At 36.8% G+C, this 15,790-nt stretch carries 14 protein-coding genes; 8 read left to right on the forward strand and 6 right to left on the reverse strand.

Features of this window, described 5'->3' with window-relative positions; all coding sequences use genetic code 11:
• Nucleotides 1–95 precede the first annotated feature (95 nt).
• Together AADJ06_RS15145 and AADJ06_RS15150 are read left to right on the forward strand one after the other, a co-directional pair.
• Complete coding sequence (locus AADJ06_RS15145; protein ID WP_341227320.1) at nt 96–2,411, forward strand: glycoside hydrolase family 3 N-terminal domain-containing protein; 2,316 nt, start codon at nt 96–98, stop codon at nt 2,409–2,411.
• A 77-nt stretch (nt 2,412–2,488) separates the two neighbouring features.
• Nucleotides 2,489–3,787: an MFS transporter gene (locus AADJ06_RS15150; protein ID WP_341227321.1), complete on the forward strand. Its 1,299-nt coding sequence runs from the start codon at nt 2,489–2,491 to the stop codon at nt 3,785–3,787.
• A 49-nt stretch (nt 3,788–3,836) separates the two neighbouring features.
• Here AADJ06_RS15150 and AADJ06_RS15155 read toward each other — a convergent pair whose 3' ends face one another.
• Both AADJ06_RS15155 and radA read right to left on the reverse strand, forming a co-directional pair.
• Entirely contained in the window at nt 3,837–4,865 is a 1,029-nt protein-coding gene (locus AADJ06_RS15155) for a mechanosensitive ion channel family protein (protein ID WP_341227322.1), read from the reverse strand.
• Nucleotides 4,866–4,938: 73 nt separating this feature from the next.
• Nucleotides 4,939–6,315 carry a DNA repair protein RadA gene (gene radA, locus AADJ06_RS15160; protein WP_341227323.1) on the reverse strand — a complete coding sequence of 459 codons (1,377 nt, stop codon included), beginning with the start codon at nt 6,313–6,315 and terminating at the stop codon, nt 4,939–4,941.
• Nucleotides 6,316–6,512: 197 nt separating this feature from the next.
• Here radA and AADJ06_RS15165 point away from each other — a divergent pair, with 197 nt between their 5' ends.
• The 3 genes from AADJ06_RS15165 (at nt 6,513) to aroQ (ending at nt 8,787) form a co-directional block, all read left to right on the forward strand.
• Nucleotides 6,513–7,133, forward strand: a complete 621-nt coding sequence (locus tag AADJ06_RS15165; RefSeq protein WP_341227324.1) for an outer membrane beta-barrel protein — start codon at nt 6,513–6,515, stop codon at nt 7,131–7,133.
• A 107-nt stretch (nt 7,134–7,240) separates the two neighbouring features.
• On the forward strand, nt 7,241–7,969 hold the full coding sequence (locus tag AADJ06_RS15170) for a hypothetical protein (RefSeq protein WP_341227325.1): 729 nt from the start codon (nt 7,241–7,243) through the stop codon (nt 7,967–7,969).
• Nucleotides 7,970–8,367: 398 nt separating this feature from the next.
• A complete protein-coding gene (gene aroQ, locus AADJ06_RS15175; protein ID WP_341227326.1) occupies nt 8,368–8,787 on the forward strand; it encodes a type II 3-dehydroquinate dehydratase in 420 nt (139 codons plus the stop codon).
• Here aroQ and AADJ06_RS15180 read toward each other — a convergent pair.
• On the reverse strand, nt 8,784–9,854 hold the full coding sequence (locus AADJ06_RS15180; RefSeq protein WP_341227327.1) for a DUF4412 domain-containing protein: 1,071 nt from the start codon (nt 9,852–9,854) through the stop codon (nt 8,784–8,786). The genes aroQ and AADJ06_RS15180 overlap by 4 nt on opposite strands.
• Before the next feature lie 176 nt (nt 9,855–10,030).
• Here AADJ06_RS15180 and AADJ06_RS15185 point away from each other — a divergent pair, with 176 nt between their 5' ends.
• Nucleotides 10,031–11,230, forward strand: coding sequence for a hypothetical protein (locus AADJ06_RS15185; protein ID WP_341227328.1), 1,200 nt, complete (start codon nt 10,031–10,033; stop codon nt 11,228–11,230).
• A gap of 3 nt (nt 11,231–11,233) precedes the next feature.
• On the opposite strand, the gene ychF is transcribed toward AADJ06_RS15185, so the two are convergent.
• Entirely contained in the window at nt 11,234–12,337 is a 1,104-nt protein-coding gene (ychF, locus tag AADJ06_RS15190; RefSeq protein WP_341227329.1) for a redox-regulated ATPase YchF, read from the reverse strand.
• 142 nt (nt 12,338–12,479) lie between these two features.
• On the opposite strand from ychF, the gene AADJ06_RS15195 reads away from it, so the two are divergent.
• Both AADJ06_RS15195 and AADJ06_RS15200 read left to right on the forward strand, forming a co-directional pair.
• Nucleotides 12,480–12,692, forward strand: a complete 213-nt coding sequence (locus tag AADJ06_RS15195) for a DUF2892 domain-containing protein (RefSeq protein ID WP_341227330.1) — start codon at nt 12,480–12,482, stop codon at nt 12,690–12,692.
• 70 nt (nt 12,693–12,762) lie between these two features.
• Nucleotides 12,763–13,638 (forward strand): aldo/keto reductase, encoded by an 876-nt coding sequence (locus AADJ06_RS15200; protein WP_341227331.1) that lies wholly within the window; start codon nt 12,763–12,765, stop codon nt 13,636–13,638.
• A 74-nt stretch (nt 13,639–13,712) separates the two neighbouring features.
• Here AADJ06_RS15200 and bla read toward each other — a convergent pair whose 3' ends face one another.
• Nucleotides 13,713–14,429, reverse strand: coding sequence for a subclass B1 metallo-beta-lactamase (gene bla / locus AADJ06_RS15205; RefSeq protein ID WP_341227332.1), 717 nt, complete (start codon nt 14,427–14,429; stop codon nt 13,713–13,715).
• A 74-nt stretch (nt 14,430–14,503) separates the two neighbouring features.
• On the reverse strand, nt 14,504–15,679 hold the full coding sequence (locus AADJ06_RS15210) for a DUF4407 domain-containing protein (RefSeq protein ID WP_341227333.1): 1,176 nt from the start codon (nt 15,677–15,679) through the stop codon (nt 14,504–14,506).
• Nucleotides 15,680–15,790: the final 111 nt, after the last annotated feature.

The raw sequence follows: 15,790 nt of genomic DNA on the forward strand, positions 1-15,790 counted from the left end.
GTTTTTTCACTAAACGGTCTAATTTTTATAAAAAATAGGACTATTTTAATGATTTTTAGGAATTCGAATTTTACTAAAAACCTTTTAATTCCTAAATGAAAAAAAGAAATTTACTCTTGGCCTTATTGCCTTTAAGCATGGTGTTTTCTTGTCAACCAAGATGGACAGAAAATACCAAAGACAGTATTAACTATGTAGAAAATGATGGCGGTCAGAACTTAGCTTACTCCAGCACATCTGGTGTTAAACTGATAGAAGACAACCGTTTTGCTTTCAAAGACCTCAATAAAAACGATACCCTCGATAAATACGAAGATTGGCGTTTAAGCTATGATGAAAGGGCTAAAGATTTAGCGAGCAAATTGACCACTGAAGAAATAGCTGGTTTGATGCTTTATTCTTCTCATCAGTCTATTCCTGCTAGAGCAGGAGGCTATTTTGCTGGTACTTATGATGGCAAAACTTACGAAGAAGGAGTAACAGATGCTTCAAATTTGACAGACCAGCAAAAGAAGTTTTTAAAGGAAGATAATCTACGTCATGTGCTTTTGACCACCGTAAAATCTCCTGAAATAGCTGCTAAGTGGAATAACAAACTACAGGCTTTTTGTGAAGCTTTAGGTAAAGGAATTCCGGCAAATAATAGTACCGACCCAAGAAACGGAACCAAAGCGAGAGCAGAATATGATGCAGCCGCCGGTGGCGAAATTTCTATGTGGCCAAGTTCATTAGGTATGGCTGCTACTTTTAAGCCAGCCATGGTGCAGAAGTTTGGAGAAATAGCGAGTACTGAATATAGAGCTTTAGGAATAACCACAGCTCTTTCGCCGCAAGTAGATATAGCTACAGAGCCTAGATGGGGACGTTTCAATGGAACATTTGGCGAAAGTCCTTTACTTTCTGCAGCTATGGCAGAAGCTTATGTAAACGGTTTTCAAACGTCAACAGGTGATGACGAAAATCAAGAAGGTTGGGGAACCAGTAGCGTAAATGCTATGGTTAAACACTGGCCAGGCGGTGGTGCCGGTGAAGCAGGAAGAGATGCTCATTATGGCAATGGTAAATATGCCGTTTACCCAGGAAATAACTTTGCCCAGCATTTGATTTCTTTTATTGACGGAGCATTTAAGCTTAGCGGAAAAACGAAGATGGCATCTGCTGTAATGCCATATTACACTATATCCTATAATCAAGATAAAAAGAATGGCGAAAATGTAGGTAATGTTTATAATAGTTATCTAATAAAAGACCTTTTAAGAGGAGAGTATAATTATGATGGTGTAGTGTGTACAGACTGGGGAGTAACGGGTGACCATAAATCCATGGATTTTTTCATTGATGGTAAAAGCTGGGGAGTAGAGGGTTTGACTATTGCAGAAAGGCACTATAAAATCCTAATGGCTGGTGCAGACCAGTTTGGCGGGAATAATGATATGGGACCAATCTTAGAAGCCTATGAAATGGGTGTAAAGGAGCTGGGCGAAGAAAAGATGAGGGCTAGAATGGAAGCGTCTGCAGTAAGGTTATTAAGGAATATTTTTAGGGTAGGAGTTTTTGAGAATCCTTATTTAGATGTAGAAGAAACTAAGGTGACAGTAGGAAATTCAGAATTTATGAAAGCCGGTTATGAGGCTCAGTTGGCTTCTGTGGTTATGCTTAAAAATTCTGAAAAAACGCTACCAGTGGATTCTAAAAAGACAGTTTATGTACCAAAAAGATATGTGGCAGCAAGTAGAAACTTTTTAGGGATGGAAATTCCTTCAAGTGAAGGTTATCCAATGAATATGGAGTTGGTGAAGAAATACTTCATAGTATCTGACAATCCAGCTGAGGCAGATTTCGCTTTAGTTTTAATTGAGAATCCATCAAGTGGAATAGGTTATAACCGAGCAGATGTGGCTAATGGTGGAAATGGATATGTGCCAATTAGCTTGCAATATAATGATTATACCGCCTCAGAAGCCAGAGAAGTGAGTTTGGCAGGTGGTGACCCAATGGAAGATTTTACCAACAGGACCTATAATGGGAAATCTGTAAAAACCAATAATAAGACGGATGCGAAACTGGTAAACGATACTAAAAAGGCAATGGGCGATAAGCCGGTAATAGTTATCGTCAATACCACCAACCCTTTAGTTTTGGGTGAGATTGAGCCGTCAGCATCAGCTATACTTATTAGTTTTGGTTTACAAGACCAAGCTTTGTTAGATATTGTTTCTGGAAAAGCAGAACCACAAGCTTTACTTCCTATGCAAATGCCGGCAGATATGGTTACGGTAGAGCAGCAGGCGGAAGATGTACCTTTTGACCTTAAGGTTTACCAAGACCAAGATGGTAATCGATATGATTTCGCTTTTGGAATGAACTGGGAGGGGGTAATCTCAGATGAACGCATAAATAAGTTTAAATAACAAAATAGGAATAAGGCCGAAAATTAGATTTTTGGCCTTATTTTAGGCATTCATTTACAACCCTATAAAAAATAATAATGGATTTTTCCCCTTCTAATTTGATTGACAAGAGTCAATTAACAAAACTGCAATATGGTACTATCTTCATTTGCTTTCTAATGAATATGTTAGATGGCATGGATGTGTTAGTGATTTCATATACCGCACCCGCCATAGCAGAAGCATGGTCTGTTAGCCCCCAAACTTTAGGAGTGGTTTTTGGTGCTGGTTTAGCTGGTATGACTATTGGAACCTTACTTTTAGCCCCATTTGCTGATAGAATAGGGAGAAAGAGTATGATTCTTATTAGTGGAGTTTTGATGGGTATTTCTATTTACTTAACAGGTTTTGCTACCAGTGTTGAAGAACTGTTGGTTTACAGGTTTTTTGCTGGTTTAGGAATTGGCTGTATGCTAGCAAGTACGGCAGCTTTGACATCAGAATATACACCAAATAAGTCTCGTAATTTTTGGGTTAGTTTTGTTATTTCTGGGTATCCTGTAGGAGCAGTTATTTCCGGTTTAGTGGCAGCAAAAGTTATTCCTACACAAGGCTGGGAAGAGATGTATCATTATGCAGGATATGCCTCTTTGGTTTCCATTCCTTTAATTGTTTTCTTTTTGTCTGAATCAATGGATTTTTATATCAAAAAACAGCCTAAGGGAGCTTTAAATAAAGTAAACGCCATTTTGAAGAAAATGAATTTTGATGAAATTTCGGCTTTACCTCCAAAAGCCGAACCTCAATCGGCGATTGCAGTAGGAAAGCTGTTAGAGGGGAAATATAAAATACCTTCTTTGCAGCTGTGGTTAGCACTTTTTATGGCATTTGGAGCACTGTTTTTTATGACCAGCTGGATACCAAAATTAGCTACTGATGCTGGTTTATCTATGGAGTTGGCAATTTATGCGGGTACAGTCTTTAATGTGGGAGCTTTCTTTGGTATAGTTACACAGGGGTATTTTTCGAGCAAATATGGCTTAAAAAAGACCATTGGTCTAATACTTATTTTGACAGCTATTTTAATGGCTTGTTTCGGTTTATTTGTAGGCTCTGACTTTATCTTATTAGTATTTGCTTTCTTAGGCTTTGGAATACAAGGTGGTTTTGTGGGTCTTTATGCTTTTGCTGCTAGAATGTACCCTACAGAAATAAAAACTACAGGAATAGGCTGGGCAATGGGAGCTGGAAGGTTTGGCGGAATAGCTGGACCAGCTTTAGCTGGTTTGTTAATTGGTATGGGTTTAACCATCGGTACCAACTTCTTGATTTTTGCTATCCCTGCCGCTATAGCGGGGATTATGACGTGGATTAATAGTTCTGAAGACGTTTCTTAAATACATGAGTTTCTAAGCCAAAGGGTTTCCATTCTTTGGCTTAGAAATTTTATGCATCTTTCTTCATATAAACCGTTCTGATAGGGAATGGGATATCAATGCCTTCTTTATTGTATCGCTCATGAAGAGCTTTTACAAACTCATGTCTTATGAGGTACTGACTTGTGAAATCACTGCTTCTCAGTATCACATTGAAGTTTATACTGCTGTCCGCAAATTCATTATATCTAACAAATGGAATATGGTCTTCTACTGCTCCTGGAACAGTTTTCTGAATTTCTGTTCCTACCTCTATAGTGACGCGTTCCACTATTTTTAAATCAGAGGCATAAGACACACCTACGGGTATTAACACAGAGTTTTGCGAGTCGGGCAGAATGAAGTTTTTGACAATACTACCTGCCATGGTACTGTTTGGAACTATAATAATATGATTACCTAAGGCTCTAACTGTGGTGTTACGCCATGCTATATCTTCCACAAAACCTTCGTCGCCATTATCTAGTTGAATATAGTCACCAGGTTTAAGTTTTTTTGCGGCTAGCATCTGTAAACCAGCAAAAAGATTACTCAGGGTGTCTTGAAGAGCTAAGGCAACCGCCAAACCACTCACACCAAGGGCGGTTAATGCTGGGGCAATAGGAATTCCTAAAACATGCATCACAAAGAGAATACCAACGGAGTATACCAAGATTTTGATAATGTTGGTAAATATGGAGGTGTTAGGGAATACTTTCCCTTTTCTGAAAATATAGAGCTGAATTATTTCCGCAATAAAATGTGAAGAAGCCCAAGTGAAAATAATAATGTTAAACACTAAAATCCCTATTCTTATTTTAGGCTTGTACTCGGCAAATAAATCACTAAAATGATAAGCTACCCAAATGCCTACTACCCAGAAAAAAGGAATGACTAGCCTGGCAAAAAGGTCTATAACAGCGTCGTCAATACTGTTTTCGGTCTTTCTTGCTTTTTTGTGAAGCAGTGGAAAAATAGTGGACTTTATAAGTTTTCCTATAAGCCATCCGCTAGGAAATGCAATAATCCAAAGTAAAATATCAATATAGTTATCTGGCAAAGTATATTATTTTTAGTGCTACAAAGTTACAATTTTTAAAAGGCCAAAGCAGGCTTAAAGCTTATTAGAAATTTTAGCCAAAAAGGTCTCGAAAAACGTCTTCTAATTTTTCAGAGGCTATAATGTCAATTCCAAACTTCGCTTTATCAAGACCTTTCATGTTGTTCTGGGAAATGTATATTCTCTTAAAACCCAACTTTTCGGCTTCTGATATTCTGGCCTCTATACGGCTTATAGCTCTAATTTCACCACCAAGACCAACTTCTGCTGCAAAACAGTATGACTGGCTCACTGCCAAATCTTCATAGGAAGAAGCTACACTAACGCATACGGCAAGGTCAATGGCTGGATCTTCTACTTTCAAGCCGCCAGCTACATTCAAGAAAACGTCTTGCGTGCCTAATCTAAAACCACCTCTCTTTTCTAAAACAGCCAAAAGCATTTGAAGTCTTCTGCCATCAAAACCATTGCTAGAACGCTGCGGGGTGCCATAATTGGCTGTACTTACCAATGATTGGATTTCTATATTTAAAGAGCGGTTTCCTTCCATCATGGAGGCTATACTAATTCCACTAATTTCACTTGCTCTTTCAGATAATAGTATTTCTGAAGGATTGCTGACTTCCCTAAGCCCGTCAGTTTGCATTTCGTAAATGCCCAATTCTGATGTACTACCAAATCTGTTTTTAGTAGTTCTTAAAATTCTGTATGCCATGTAACGGTCGCCTTCAAACTGCAATACCGTATCTACCATGTGCTCTAAAACTTTTGGGCCTGCCAGGCTACCTTCTTTGGTAATATGCCCAATCATAATTACGGGCACATCAGACTCCTTGGCAAAAGTCATAAACTCAGCGGCACACTCTTTTATTTGAGAAACAGAACCAGCACCAGATTCTATCAATGGCGAAACCATGGTTTGAATAGAGTCTACTATCACCACATCTGGTTCTAGCATTTCTATGTGTTTAAAAACGGCGTCTGTAGATGTTTCAGTTAAAATATAACAGCGATCGTTCTCAAATTTGAGTCGAGTAGCTCTCATTTTTAACTGCTGTTCACTTTCTTCTCCAGAAATATAAAGAACATTATAATCTTTAAGACTCAAGGCAATTTGTAACATCAGCGTTGACTTTCCAATACCTGGCTCACCACCAATAAGTGTCAAAGAACCGGGGACCAAACCACCTCCTAGAACTCTGTTTAGCTCACTGTCTTCCGTTATAATGCGGTACTGTTCCGTAGTATGAATGTCATTTATCTTCTTCGGTTTAGACTTTGGCTTAGCATTTTGACTTCCAAATCGCCAGTTTCCTTTTTCTGGTTCGTCTTTTGTAATTAATTCTTCTACTAGAGAATTCCACTCTAAGCATGAGGGACACTTACCTAGCCATTTAGGAGCGTTATAACCGCATTTTTGACAGAAATAAGCAGTTTTTGGTTTTGCCATTTATTGAGTTTCCTTTTGTGAGGGTAGGTAATAAAAGAAATTTTCGGGTAAAAGGTTCATCGGTGCAACCGATAAATAAAACCTTTCATCTAAACTTTCAGACTCGGGTATTATTTAGAAATATTGTACTAAGATAAAAGCAAGTACCGTTTATTGACCAGAACAATACGCGAATTTAGAAACATAAAAATAGAATTATGAAAAGAGTTGCAGTAGTATTAATCTTATTATTAATCAGTTCGGTAGGTTATTCACAGTCAGCACTGGGTATAAAAGGAGGGGTGAACCTTACCAATATTAGTACAGACGCCGGTTCTTTTAACGATAATGTTAAAGAAAGTCTTGACACAAAAACGGGCTTTGTGTTTGGATTATGGGGGAGACTAGGGCAGAAATTATATTTACAGCCAGAGGTATTAATAGCTACAAAGGGCGGTGAAGTAGAAGTTAGCCCAGGTGGAGGAGCACCCGTTCAAGTATACGACGTAAAATATACAAATCTTGATATTCCGGTTTTAGTAGGTTTTAAACCTGCAAAGTGGCTAAGAGTGATGGGTGGTCCTGTGGCTTCTCTAAAACTATCTGAGAATGACAAACTGAAAGAAGCCCTCAACCAGTTTGCATCAGGTGATGAGGCTCTAGAGCAAGCCACTTGGGGATATCAGGTAGGTTTAGGAGTAAAACTTTTGGGTGTTGAATTAGATTTAAGAAAAGAAGGTAGCCTAACAGATATAAATGCTTTGAATTTTAAAGATGCAGATAAGTTCAGCCAAAGAGCTAGCGGTTGGCAGCTTACTTTAGGTTTTACCATTTTATAGTTAATTAGCCTTTTTTTAGGTTTAAAATCCTCACTGGTTTAATCAGCGAGGATTTTTTTTAGCATGAATTTTGATATGTTTAGGCTATTACTCAACCATCTTACTTAATGATATCAATACTTACTTATAAAACGGTTTTAATTTGCTGTGCACTCTTTTCTTTTTGTTCAGAAGTAAGGGCAATGGCATCGTTTCCTTACCTTTCTCACGCTAAATTTATTAATTCTAAGGCACTGGGCGACACCTCAAGTATGTATTACTACTCATTTGAACATCATAAAACTATTGAGTATCGGGAGTTATTGACTAACTCAGATGTTTCTTTTATAAAAACATGTGTAGGGCGAGAAATAGTTTTGACAGCTCCCAATTATGGGGAGAATGCAAAATATGTATGGGAAGGACCAAATGGTTTTACCAGCGAATCTTCAGAGTTGAAGTTTACAAGTGTAGCGTTAAAAGATGATGGACTTTATGTGGTTAATGTTTTAAAAGGTGAGCAAATAATTTTGGGTAAAATTAAACTGATTGTTAGACCAAAGCCTTTAGCCAGTGTAAATAAAGACAAATTTAAGGAAGATGAAGCTATTCAATTACAGGCTGATGACAACACTCTTAACGCAAAATATGAATGGCGTGATATGGATAAGAAGATTATATCTAAATCTAAAGACTTGTGGGTTTCTCCAAAGAAAAAAGGAAATTATAATTACTTTCTAACGGTAAATAAAGACGGCTGCGAGACTTCTAAAAACATTGAAATTTCCGTTGGTTCGGAGGATATAAATCCCGTATATAATAATGTGGTAGATGTTTTAAGGCATTCTAAAAATTAAACCTAAATACTTAATTTGCAGAAGAATCTTTTTAAGAAAGTGTGATAACCATTAAAGGAATAAAGTTGCCAAAAATATCGGGAATAGCCATCTTCCCTTTTATTCTAATTCGTTCAAAGGAACCATCGATTACACTTATCAATCACGAGAAAATCCATATTAGACAACAGCTAGAATTACTTGTTGTGTTTTTTTACATTTGGTATGGCTTAGAGTGGTTTATACATTATTTAAAAGTTCAGAATTTTTGGGCAGCGTATAGGATGATTTCTTTTGAGAAGGAATCCTATTATCATGAGAATGACTTAAACTATTTGAAAAATCGAAAGTTTTGGGCGTTTCTAAATCACATCTAAAAACCTACATTTGTCATAATTTAAAACTCACTAAATTTAATCATGAAGAAAATCATCATTATTAATGGTCCTAATCTTAACCTTTTAGGAAAAAGAGAACCTGAGGTTTATGGTAACAAAACGTTTGATGATTATTTCAAAGTGCTAAGTGAGTTATTTCCAGAAGTAGCTTTAAGTCAATTTCAGAGTAATCATGAAGGAGCTATTATTGACAAAATTCACGAAGTAGGTTTTAATTATGATGGTATAATCATAAATGCGGGAGGCTTAACACACACTTCGGTAGCATTGGCTGATGCATTGTCATCTGTTACTACACCAGCCATTGAAGTACATATTTCTAATATTCATGCCCGAGAGGCTTTTCGTCATCATTCTTACCTAACTAGCAGATGCGTTGGTATGATATGCGGTTTAGGGCTAAAAGGTTACGAGTTAGCTCTTAGGCATTTTCTAGATTAATCTTCAGAGCTCTCTTGTTGTCTTTGAGCATCTTGCATGATTTTGTTAAAATCCATCATGTTTTCATAACCTGCTGTTTGGATAGTATAATTGTCGCTCTCTTTGATGTCTGTTACTTCCATGGCTATCTGTTCGCCGTCTTCGCTAAGGCTATTCATTCCTAACATAGCTCTACCTTCAGTTGCAAACTTCATCATCTCGGCGTTTGCAGTGTTGTCGATATTAAAGAGACTTGTGCTTCCTGACGAAGCCATTTTTTGGAAAGATTTGTAATATGCAGAAACCACGGGCACTCGTGAACGGCTAATCCATATTGTGTTTTTGTCTTTTCCTTGAGTTAAAAGATATGCATCACAGGTATAACCCGAAATAGTCTTTGTCTCGCCAGTTTTAGTGAAAGTAGTAGCTTCGTTTTGTTCTTCAGCCATTTTAGCGGCCATGTTACCAGCAGCTTTCATTGACATCCCTATCATGTTTTTCTTCCCTTCAGCTTCCATAAAAGTGTACATACAATCTTTATCAAAGTCTATTATTATTGCTTGAAGTCCATGAGTGTCACCAGTCATTCCTGGGCTAGAGCCACTAATCATTTTAGAGCCCATATAGTTACCACTTTGAGTAAAGTAGTATTTGTTTTTCATGTTAAAGTCCCCTTCCGAATTTTTGGTTTTAATATCCATAACATAAGATGAGCTAAAACTGTAGCTATCAGAAGGAGGGGGAGTAGAACCCATTCCGCCAAGCATTCCACTTAACATTCCCATGGCTTGTTCTTGAGACATTTCAGCCGAGGAGGAATTGGTAGGAGTTGGTGTATTTGCTTTTGTCTCCGTTTGTGGTTTTGACTCCGTAGTTTTATTGCCAGAATTAAAAATACTGTCAAATACTTTGTCAACACCCTTGTCAATACTTTCATTTGCCTTTTGTTCAGCTCTTTGTTCTGCCCTTTGAGCAGCTCTGTCTGCCACTTTTTTGCCAATCCTCCTAGGGTTTAAGATTTGACCGTAGCTAAATACGCTACTAAATGCTAAGGCTATAACTAAGGAAAGTTTAAATATCTTTTTCATTTTTGCAGTTTGGAAAATTAGGTTTTCGCTTAAAAAGTTAAAGCAATTTACTTTTTTTTGAGAAGAGATGCCAAGAAATTATGTGATTGGTAAGTAATTCTTTATAGTTGGTATGAATATTAATTCAGTTGGCTAGGTAAATAATATTTTGAGCTAGTTTGAGGTTTTAAATAAGTATGATAAAAACTATTTTGTTTTGGTTGATGCCTTGTTTTTTATGGGCTCAAGGAGTGGCGACCGTGGTAGGAGTGGTGGAAGACAAAACGACCTTAGAGCGTTTACCTTCTGTGGTAATTGATATGCAATATGGTGGCTATGCATCTACTTCTAATATTGAAGGGAAATTTGCTTTTAAATTCCCAAACTTGGTGTTAGACTCCTCTTTTGTTTCTTTTTCTGCCATTGGTTATAAGACAAGAATTTTGCCTGCCAGAGAATTACTGAAACTTAGTGAATATAAAGTATATTTAGAGAAAGCAGACTCTATTAAGAGTACGCTAGGTATAGCTGAAGCAAAAGTTTTAGTACAAGCAGCTGTAGATTCTATCCAAAAGAATAATATTCATACTAACTTTTTTCAAAATGGATTTTATCAAGAAGTGGCCACTATTCAAGGAATAGGGGTGGTGAAAGTTAAAGAAGCCGTGCTTAGGGTAGAAAGGTTTCCTGAAGAAGAGGTGTTTAATGACAAAATAAGAGTAGTTAAGTCGCGATATATAGATTGGAAAGGGCAGAGCTCTAAAATAGAGGCCTGGCAGTTTGTGAATGGAATGCCTATAGCTAGCCGGAGTTTAGAGACGGAACTACCAGAATTTTTAACCAAAGGAAGTCTAGGAAGTTATAAGTTTAGGGTAGACTCCATGCAAACATCTTTTAACGATATTGAAATACTATCAGTTAGTTTTGAGCCTAAGTCTTCTAGGTTAAGGGGTGGCCGCACAGGGAAAATATGGATAGAGCCGTATAGCAAGGCTATTATTAGGTTAGAGTACGAATTGACTCCTAAAGGGCTGTTTGATGTGATAGGAGGAGGGAACGGTACCGTTAAGCTAAAAGGAGAAAGCTTAAAATATGTGAGTCAATACAGGAGGGCTGGTAAAAAATGGGTTTTACACGAAAATAACATCACAGTAGACCTTGAATATAAAGAGAAACTGGATAAAAGATTTGATGTAAATACCCGATGGGAACTGAAATTTTTGGCAACTGAGACAAGACAATTGGCGGCTAGAATGATTCAAGACGTCGAAGTGCCCAGTACTACCGAAAATTTCAGAACCACTGCTGGTTTAGGTACCGATTATTGGGAAACCTATAATTTCATTATGCCAACATTTGAAATGTTTAAGCTTCCTGATAATTATAGAAAACGTTAAAACTTAAACGTTAAAACGGAAGTGCATGATGTCACCATCTTTCACTATGTATTCTTTTCCTTCTATTCTTAAACGTCCTACTTCTTTACAGGCTTGCTCAGAACCATGTTTGGTGAAATCATCATAGCTCATTACTTCAGCTTTAATGAATCCTCTCTCAAAGTCTGTATGGATTACTCCAGCAGCTTGAGGTGCAGTCCATCCTTCTTGGATAGTCCAAGCTCTTACTTCTTGTACACCCGCGGTGAAATAAGTTTTTAAGTTTAATAAAGTATAAGCTGATCTAAGAAGCTTATCTAAACCAGCTTCTTTCATGCCATAGTCTTCAAAGAACATTGCTTTATCATCAGGGTCTTCCATTTCTGAAATATCAGCTTCAATGTTATTACAAAGCACTATCATTTGAGCTCCTTCCGCATCTGCTACTTTCTGTAAAGCTTCAGAGTATTTATTACCAGTATGCATGCTGGCTTCGTCTACGTTAGCTACATAGAGCGTAGGCTTAACAGTAAGTAAAAACATATCTGCTATGGCCGGAAGTTCTTCTTTACTAAGCTCTAATTCTCTTACATTTTTACCTTGCTTAAGCCATGCTTCGCACTTTTCAACTACGTCAAGTTCAAATTTCATTTTGGCGTCACCACCCACACGGGCCATTTTGCCTATCCTTTTGACCTTTTTTTCAATGCTCTCCAAATCTTTCAATTGAAGTTCATAGTCAATAATCTCTTTATCAGAAATAGGATTGATGTCTCCTTCGTCTCTAAGAACGTTTTCGTCTTCAAAACATCTAATTACATGAATGATGGCATCAACCTCTCTAATATTTCCAAGAAACTTGTTTCCCAAGCCTTCGCCTTGACTGGCACCTTTTACTAATCCAGCAATATCCACTACTTCTATTTGTGTAGGAATTACTTTTTGCGGATTTACTAGTTCTTCTAGTTTTACCAGTCTTTCGTCTGGTACGTCTACTAGAGCCTCATTAGGCTCAATAGTACAGAAACGGTAATTGCTCGCTTGAGCTTTTGCACTTGTGGAAACTGCATTGAAAAGTGTTGATTTTCCAACATTCGGTAAGCCAACAATTCCTACTTTTAAAGCCATCTTTTCTTTGATAAATATTAGGCTGCAAAAATAGCAGAAAAGGTCGAGCCTATCAAAATCATTTGGCTTTGTGATTTTTATCACTTTTTAAGACTTTGTTCAGGCTTATTTTTGATTAATTATTAATCAAAATGATACAGTTATGACAAAGAATATGGGAACTACAGATAAGATGCTCAGAATTGCGGTAGCACTAGTAATAGCCCTACTTTACTGGCAAAATATCATTACAGGCACTTTGGCTTTAGTATTGATTGCTGTTTCAGTAGTTTTTCTTTTGACCAGCACGGCAAGCTTTTGTCCACTATATAAGGTCTTGGGAATAAGCACTTGTAAGGTTAAAGTAAAAAAATAAATTTGTGCTATGCACATTTATCTAGTTGAGTCTTAAATTATCCTATTTTTGTACTACAAAACAGAAAGAGATGGAAAAAGTATATTTAAGTGATAGTGGACCTAAAGTATCTAAAGCTATTTACAGTTTTTGGCGTTGGGAAAACGAGAAAATGGCAGACCCAAAAAGGGCAGAAGAGATTCTCAACTTATGCCTAGATTTAGGCATTAATACTTTTGACTTTGGCGATACTTCTGAAAAACTAGAAACAGAGAAAATTGTCAATTCCGTATTAAGAGGTAAAGAACTTAACCGAAAGGACATTGTGGTTTTTGCCAAATGTGGTATCAGAGAGCTGCCTTCTGGGAAACCTTACTTTGATAATTCAAAAAACTATTTATTAGATTCGGTAGACAAGTTTTTAAATGACTTGCAGACAGAATATCTTGATATATTCCTTTTAAATGGCTTTGACTATACTGCAAATCCAGAGGAAACGGCTTTGGTATTGCAGCAGATAATACATACTAAAAAAGCAAAACACATAGGGATAGCTAATTTCACGGTAGACCAACATAAGCTATTGGCAAAGCACCTTAGTGTACCTATAGTAACTAGCCATATAGAATTAAACCTTTTAGATACCAGCCCAATAAGGGATGGTAGAATTGATTTCATAAAAGAACAATATGCCAAACCTTTAGTTTGGTCGCCACTTGCTGGCGGAGAAATTTTAGAGGGAGGTTCTGAACAAGCCATTAAATTAAGAAAGAGCTTAAAGGCCGTAGCTAAAAAACATGACGCCAATTTAGAGCAAATGGCCGTAGCATGGTTAATTGGTTTAGGCGTTTTACCTATTATTGGTTCGCTAAACCTAGAAAGAATTAAGAATGTGGCTACCGCTACAGATATTGTTCTTTCAAAAGAAGATTGGTACGATATCTATTATGCTTCATTGACAAAGTAATTACAAAAGAATGTATAAAAAATGCTGTTTGACTTTTAAGCCAAACAGCATTTTTCTTTTTAATACTTGCTAGCTTACTTATCAAAAAGCTCTATGGTATAATCTAAAAGGCTAACATCACCAGATTTACCATGACCCGGAACTATGTATTCTGCTTCAGGTAATTTCTTTTTGATTTCCTTCACTGTATTTGACCATTCATTTAAATCGGCATCTCCGGTATATCCTTCTCCAGCTCCAATCTCCTTTATAAGGCAGCCTCCGAAAAGGACTTTTTCAGAAGGTATGTATGCCACTATGTTATCCTTAGTATGTCCTGGGCCAAAATACTTTAATAGTAAGCTTTTACCCATAAAGTGCTTTTTGTTTTTGAAAGTATGCTCCGCTTGAGGCATTTCTTCACCTACAGCTAGCTCTTTAGTTAATTCAGTAGAATACGTGGGAATCTTACGCTCCATAAAAACTTCTAAACCACCCAAGCAGTCTGCATGAAAATGAGTGCCGACCACACCAACTACTTTTAAATCCTTTTCATTTTCAAGCCAATCAATCAATTCTTCTGAAGACACATTTTCAGTAGGGGAGTCAATAATGAATGCCTCTCCGTTTTTTACATATACCAAACCGTTGCACCTAACCTTACTTCCTTTATAAGGGAAGAAAGAGGTGTGTAAGTAAGTGTTTTCAGTCAGCTTTTCAATTTCTAAATTCTCAGATATGTAAGAGTCTGACTTTGGCGAGAATCCGAATGAAAGTAAAATTATAAATGCTAGAGAAGCTGATTTGCTCATGAATTGATGTTTTCTTAAACTTAATGAAAATGAAACTCTTTATGTCGCCAATTTGGTTTATTACCTTATTTTGTCTAAAAGTTTCTTTCTAAAGTTAATTTATCTTTAAAGCTGTTCCAGTAATGTTTGGCAGTTCCTGTTCCGTCTGATTTCCAGGCCTGTAAATGTTCGTCTACCTTTGTATTACTTACTTCTTTTGCGTCTTGGAAGTATTTTTTTTGCAGAGCCATTTCACTTTCAAGCCTTAAAGTTTTGAGTTCTTCTAATTTTGCAAGCACTAGTTCCTTTTCGTTTTCAACTGTCTTGAGTTCTTCTAATTCAATTAGACTTACTTTACTCTTATAGCTTTCCATTTTGAATAGCATTTTTGCTATTAAAGCAGAGAGCTCTATTAAAATTAAAATAAGGGAGAGTAGGTAGAAACGAAATTTCAAAGTACCAGAAGAGTCATTATCAATAATCGCTTTTAATGCTTCGGCCTGAATCAAAGTGCCGAAAACATTATTCTCACTTTGATAGAGGTCTATCTCGTTTGAAACCTTATTATTGAATTCGTCTATTTGTCCTTGGAGAGTTTCTATTTTGGGCAAATTAGTTTGCCTAATAGTATTAAAATCTTCTTGATAACGCTGCAAGATTTTCTCTTTCTGTTTGGCCACAGTACTATAGCCATACTTTCCTGTTCCGCCAGAACCATCCATTTCTATTTTGAAATCACTTTCGGCGGTAGAGAGCAAAGTCTGTGTATCGTCAATTTGAGTTTGGAGTATACTTTTTTGACTCTCTAGGTTTTCTAGTTCAGTTGTGTAAAGGTCTTCTAGTTTCGTTTTCCTTTCGGCCACTTTTTGGTCAGCCAGTATTTCTACCTCACGGCTTATTTCAGGTTGATAAAACTTTAGAATCATCGGTTGTGAAAGAAATACACCTAATAATATGGCTAACAAAAATCGGAAGCCTAAGGAAACATAGTTTGTTTTTCCAGAAGATAAAGAGGAAATAAGAGCTCTATCAAAAGCTAGGATAAAGAAACCCATAAAAAGGCCCGCCAAAACTGGGATATAAATGCTTTCGCTAAAGGTTTGGAAAAAGAAGGTCCAGGCAAGGGCGGCGTATAGGCCAACTATGATAAGGAGCACACTAATGATTTTTGCGTGAAATTTGTCAATACCACAAGAGGATATGATACTAGACTTAAAACCAGAGAGTGTCCATAGGAATCTGTCCAGCTTGGTGCTGTTGTTTTCGTTCATTTATATTAGAAGTTATAGCTAGTTAAATATATTGCTTGAAGCTTAAACGTTTATAAAGTTTATTTTGTGTGGTAAATAAAGACTTTAAATGGTTCTTTTTTTTGCTTAGAA

This window comes from uncultured Arcticibacterium sp. (assembly GCF_964021845.1).
Lineage (GTDB): Bacteria > Bacteroidota > Bacteroidia > Cytophagales > Spirosomataceae > Arcticibacterium.

Excerpts from the sequence above, each read along its gene's own strand:
- AADJ06_RS15145 (WP_341227320.1), top strand. The coding sequence starts at position 96 with ATGAAAAAAAGAAATTTACTCTTGGCCTTATTGCCTTTAAGCATGGTG.
- AADJ06_RS15150 (WP_341227321.1), top strand. The coding sequence starts at position 2,489 with ATGGATTTTTCCCCTTCTAATTTGATTGACAAGAGTCAATTAACAAAA.
- radA (WP_341227323.1), bottom strand. The coding sequence starts at position 6,315 with ATGGCAAAACCAAAAACTGCTTATTTCTGTCAAAAATGCGGTTATAAC.
- AADJ06_RS15165 (WP_341227324.1), top strand. The coding sequence starts at position 6,513 with ATGAAAAGAGTTGCAGTAGTATTAATCTTATTATTAATCAGTTCGGTA.
- AADJ06_RS15170 (WP_341227325.1), top strand. The coding sequence starts at position 7,241 with ATGATATCAATACTTACTTATAAAACGGTTTTAATTTGCTGTGCACTC.
- aroQ (WP_341227326.1), top strand. The coding sequence starts at position 8,368 with ATGAAGAAAATCATCATTATTAATGGTCCTAATCTTAACCTTTTAGGA.
- AADJ06_RS15180 (WP_341227327.1), bottom strand. The coding sequence starts at position 9,854 with ATGAAAAAGATATTTAAACTTTCCTTAGTTATAGCCTTAGCATTTAGT.
- AADJ06_RS15185 (WP_341227328.1), top strand. The coding sequence starts at position 10,031 with ATGATAAAAACTATTTTGTTTTGGTTGATGCCTTGTTTTTTATGGGCT.
- ychF (WP_341227329.1), bottom strand. The coding sequence starts at position 12,337 with ATGGCTTTAAAAGTAGGAATTGTTGGCTTACCGAATGTTGGAAAATCA.
- AADJ06_RS15195 (WP_341227330.1), top strand. The coding sequence starts at position 12,480 with ATGACAAAGAATATGGGAACTACAGATAAGATGCTCAGAATTGCGGTA.
- AADJ06_RS15200 (WP_341227331.1), top strand. The coding sequence starts at position 12,763 with ATGGAAAAAGTATATTTAAGTGATAGTGGACCTAAAGTATCTAAAGCT.
- bla (WP_341227332.1), bottom strand. The coding sequence starts at position 14,429 with ATGAGCAAATCAGCTTCTCTAGCATTTATAATTTTACTTTCATTCGGA.
- AADJ06_RS15210 (WP_341227333.1), bottom strand. The coding sequence starts at position 15,679 with ATGAACGAAAACAACAGCACCAAGCTGGACAGATTCCTATGGACACTC.